Here is a 4,512-nt window from a genome sequence, read left to right on the forward strand (position 1 = left end):
GCTTAATTTATAAAAAAAAATAATCTAATTATTTTTCAAAATCTCGTGAAATACAGTTTGAGCCGAATAAATACGGTTTGTTGCTTCATCAATCACAATAGAATGATCAGAATCTAATACTTCATCAGAAACAACAACATTACGACGAACTGGTAAACAATGCATGAACTTACCGTTGTTCGTCAAACTCATTTTATCCATCGTAATTTCCCAATCTTTATCTCCTCCATTTGCTTGACCATAATTCTCATAAGATGACCAGTTTTTTGCATAAACAAAATCAGCATCTTTTAATGCTTCATCTTGATCATAAGCAATTGTCGCTCCTTCTGTGAATTTCGGATCTAATTCTAAACCTTTTGGTTGAACAATTGTAAAATCAACCCAATCTACTTTAGAAAACCATTGTGCAAAAGAATTTGGAACAGCTTGTGGTAAACGACGTGGATGTGGTGCCCAAGTCATCACTACTTTTACTTTTTTTGCAGATTGAGTTCCTGGTGTATAACCTGTTTTTTCTGCAATTGTAATTAAATCTGCAAAAGATTGCAATGGATGTAACGTTGCACTTTCCAAAGAAACAACTGGCACAGAAGACAATTCTTTTACTTTATTAAACATGATTTCGTTATAATCTTCGTCACGATCTACTAATTTTGGGAATGTACGAACTCCCAAAACATCACAATATGCACTCATTACCTGAATTGCTTCCTTAATATGTTCTTGTGAATCTCCGTTCATCACAGCTCCATCTGCCATTTCTAACGTCCAAGAATCTGCTCCTGCATTCAAAACCCAAGCATTTGCACCTAAATTATATGCTGCTTTAATTGAGCTTAAACGAGTTCGTAAACTTGGATTAAAAAATATTAAACCAACTGTTTTGTTTTTTCCAACTTCTTGTTGAGCAAAAGGATTTGCTTTAATTTCTAAGGCTGTTTTTAGTAATTCGTCGATGTTTGCTACATCATAAACCGAAGTGAATTGTTTCATAAATAAGAAGAATCTTTTGATTTTATTTGTCCTACAAAATTAATGGAAACAATTTATAAAATGCGCTTATTCTACAATAATTTTTCGATCAAAACAACGTCAATTCATCTTGTGGTCCACGAATATCCAAATCTAAATCATTGTTTAATTTCTTGATGAAATATTTAGCTAACATTGGAGATTCAAGTTCCAAATTTTGATGAATAAAGAAATATAATTTTTCTAATCCTTCGGCTTTCCAAAGTTTAATTGTTTCAATCCATTCATCTAAACGCTCATAATCGGACGGAATATTAGCTCCAACAAAACGCACAAAAGCTTCTGAGGAAGTCAGTCGCATATGCACCATATCTCGCCTACCCGCTGTATCAACAATAATATTCGAAATATTATGTTCTTCTAATAATGTTACTAATCGATTAAAATTTTCTTCGTTCGAAAACCACTCTTCATGACGGAGTTCAACCGCTAACGGATAACCTTTCGGAAAGTTTTCAATGAAATTTTGAAGTTTATCAAAATCTTTTGGTGCAAAGTTTTCGTGCATTTGCAAGAAAATCATGCCTAACTTTTCTTCAAACAACGCAACAGCGTCCAAATATTGATTCAATTTATCCGTCACATTTTGCAATCTTCCATAATGACTTATACTTTGCGGAATTTTCGGAAAAAATTTGAAATCATTCGGCGTTTTATTTGTCCAAGTTTCTACAACTTCTTTAGTTGGAGAACGATAATAAGTTGCGTTCAGTTCAATACTATTAAATTGCGTTGAATAATAAGTTAATTCATCTTTTGTTTTAGGCGGATAAAAATTCTTCAAATCTTGTTTATTCCATTTTGCACAGCCTACATAGACCTCAAAATCATCAGTTTTATCAATTTTATTTAATAAGTCAATTGTTTCTTTTGGTGTTTTTGGCAATGTAAAATCAACCAATTCTGGATTTTCTACTTTTCCGAATTTCATCTTTCTAAATTTTAACCGAAAATTAAGCAAATATCAGCATTTTACAAGATCTATTTTAAGACAAAATGTCATAAACCTTTCCTTTGGAATGTCTTTTGAAATTTAAAAACCAATCAACAAATCTGATGATTCAGACAATTTGCAAGAAAAACTAATTATTAAAAATAAAAAATACAATAACGATGAATAAAGGAAGTATTAATGTTTCGGTAGAGAATATTTTTCCATTAATTAAGAAGTTTTTATACAGTGATCACGAAATATTTTTGCGTGAGTTAATTTCGAATGCTTCTGATGCAACATTGAAGTTAAAACACTTAACAAGTATTGGTGATGCAAAAGTAGAATACGGAAATCCAAAAATTGAAGTAAAAATCAATAAAGAAGATAACACTTTACACATTATTGATCAAGGACTTGGAATGACAGCTGATGAAGTGGAAAAATACATCAATCAAGTGGCGTTTTCTGGTGCTGAAGAATTTATCAATCAACATAAAGATGCGGATGGAATTATTGGACATTTTGGTTTAGGTTTCTATTCTGCGTTTATGGTTGCTGATAAAGTAGAAATTATCACAAAATCGTACAAAGATGAACCCGCAGTGCATTGGACATGTGATGGATCGCCTGAATTTACATTAGAAAATTCGGATAAAACAGAGCGTGGAACAGAAATTATTTTACATATTGCTGAAGATTCGAAAGAATTTTTAGATGAATGGAAAATCCGTGAATTATTGACAAAATACAATAAATTCATGCCAATTCCAATCAAATTTGGAACAAAAAAAGAAACACTTCCTTTACCAGAAGGTGCTGCAGAAGATGCAAAACCAGAAGAAATCGAAGTAGATGATATCATCAATAATACAAATCCAGCTTGGACTAAAACGCCATCTGAACTGTCAGACGAAGATTACCAAAATTTCTACAGAGAATTGTATCCAATGCAATTCGAAGAGCCATTGTTTCACATTCACTTAAATGTTGATTATCCGTTTAATTTAACTGGAATTTTATTCTTCCCTAAATTAGGAAACAACATTAATATCGATAAAGATCGTATTCAGTTATACCAAAATCAAGTGTTTGTAACAGATGAAGTAAAAGGAATTGTTCCTGATTTCTTGATGCTATTACGTGGTGTGATAGATTCTCCAGACATCCCGTTGAATGTTTCTCGTTCTTACTTACAAGCAGACGGTGCTGTGAAGAAAATTTCGGCACATATCACGAAAAAAGTAGCAGATAAAATGTCTTCATTAATGAATCAGAATCGTGAAGATTATGAACAAAAATGGAACGACATTAAAGTTGTGATTGAATATGGAATGATTTCGGAAGATAAATTCTTCGAAAAATCTGACAAATTTGCATTATATCCAACTGTAGATGGTAAATACTTTACATGGGAAGAATTGAATGCTTCGATAAAAGATAATCAAACCAACAAAGATGGAAAATTAGTTGTACTTTATTCTTCTGATGTTGATGGGCAAGATCAATACATTCAAATTGCAAAAGAGAAAGGTTACGAAATTATTTTATTAGACTCTCCTATTTCTTCTCATTTGATTCAGAAATTAGAATCAACAAAAGAAAATGTAACTTTTGTTCGCGTTGATGCAGATCATATCAATAATTTGATTGAAAAAGATGAAGTAAAAATTTCTAAATTATCGGATGAAGACAAAGAAAAATTGAAAACGGATATCACAGCGTCTATCAACAACAAATCATACACCATTCAATTAGAAGATTTATCTGGAACAGATGCACCATTCATCATTACACAATCAGAATTTATGCGCAGAATGAAAGATATGCAAGCTTCTGGTGGTGCAGGAATGTTTGGAATGGGTAATTTTCCAGAAATGTATAATGTTGTCGTAAATGCAAACTCAGAATTAGCAACAGAAATTTTAGCAAAAGAATCGAAGGAAGAAAAAGATGCATTGATTAATCAAGCATTAGATTTAGCAAAATTATCACAAGGATTGTTAAAAGGTAAAGAATTAACAAATTTTATCAATAGAAGTTTTAAGAACATTAAATAATCTCAGAACACTATATTTTAGTCGTCTTAAGCTTAAAATCCAGCACATAATGTGCTGGATTTTTATTTATCTTATCCATTATTGATGTGTTAAACTTTTAAAATTAATGCAAAATAATTTGCTGAACATGATTTTTGTCATTAATTTTACATCAAGGAATTAATAATTATTCGTTCAGGACTTTAGAATACTTGAGTTGTTTTAAAACAGAACATTAAAATCAATAATTGTTTTTCCCATGAAAATAACGAAATTTTTAAGCCGACAGAGAATTTCCATTTAAAGGTGGAAGTTAATTCAAATCATTATCAAAAATTTCGGGAAGGATTTCAAGCAATTGAAATCCTTTTTAAACCAGACGTTCTTTTTAATTGATTTCAGCTCATAGTTTATATAAGACTTTATTATTAGTCATATATGAGTGTATATCATTTATTATTAAAAATAGATATTTGTTCTATTTATAAAATTCTTTTTTTATAATCA

Annotated in this window: 3 protein-coding genes; 1 reads left to right on the forward strand and 2 read right to left on the reverse strand. The window is 30.7% G+C overall.

The window, feature by feature from the left end; genetic code table 11:
• Positions 1 to 24: 24 nt before the first annotated feature.
• Together Q0616_RS00495 and Q0616_RS00500 are read right to left on the reverse strand one after the other, a co-directional pair.
• The gene (locus Q0616_RS00495; protein WP_188319928.1) at positions 25 to 996 is read right to left on the reverse strand and encodes an N-acetylornithine carbamoyltransferase; all 972 of its coding nucleotides are present in this window, start codon (positions 994 to 996) and stop codon (positions 25 to 27) included.
• A gap of 88 nt (positions 997 to 1,084) precedes the next feature.
• On the reverse strand, positions 1,085 to 1,966 hold the full coding sequence (locus tag Q0616_RS00500) for a DUF72 domain-containing protein (protein WP_225539518.1): 882 nt from the start codon (positions 1,964 to 1,966) through the stop codon (positions 1,085 to 1,087).
• A gap of 182 nt (positions 1,967 to 2,148) precedes the next feature.
• On the opposite strand from Q0616_RS00500, the gene htpG reads away from it, so the two are divergent.
• Positions 2,149 to 4,026: a molecular chaperone HtpG gene (gene htpG, locus Q0616_RS00505; protein ID WP_171622201.1), complete on the forward strand. Its 1,878-nt coding sequence runs from the start codon at positions 2,149 to 2,151 to the stop codon at positions 4,024 to 4,026.
• Positions 4,027 to 4,512: the final 486 nt, after the last annotated feature.

Origin of the sequence: uncultured Empedobacter sp. (assembly GCF_937930195.1) — a bacterium.
GTDB classification, from domain to species: Bacteria; Bacteroidota; Bacteroidia; order Flavobacteriales; family Weeksellaceae; genus Empedobacter; species Empedobacter stercoris.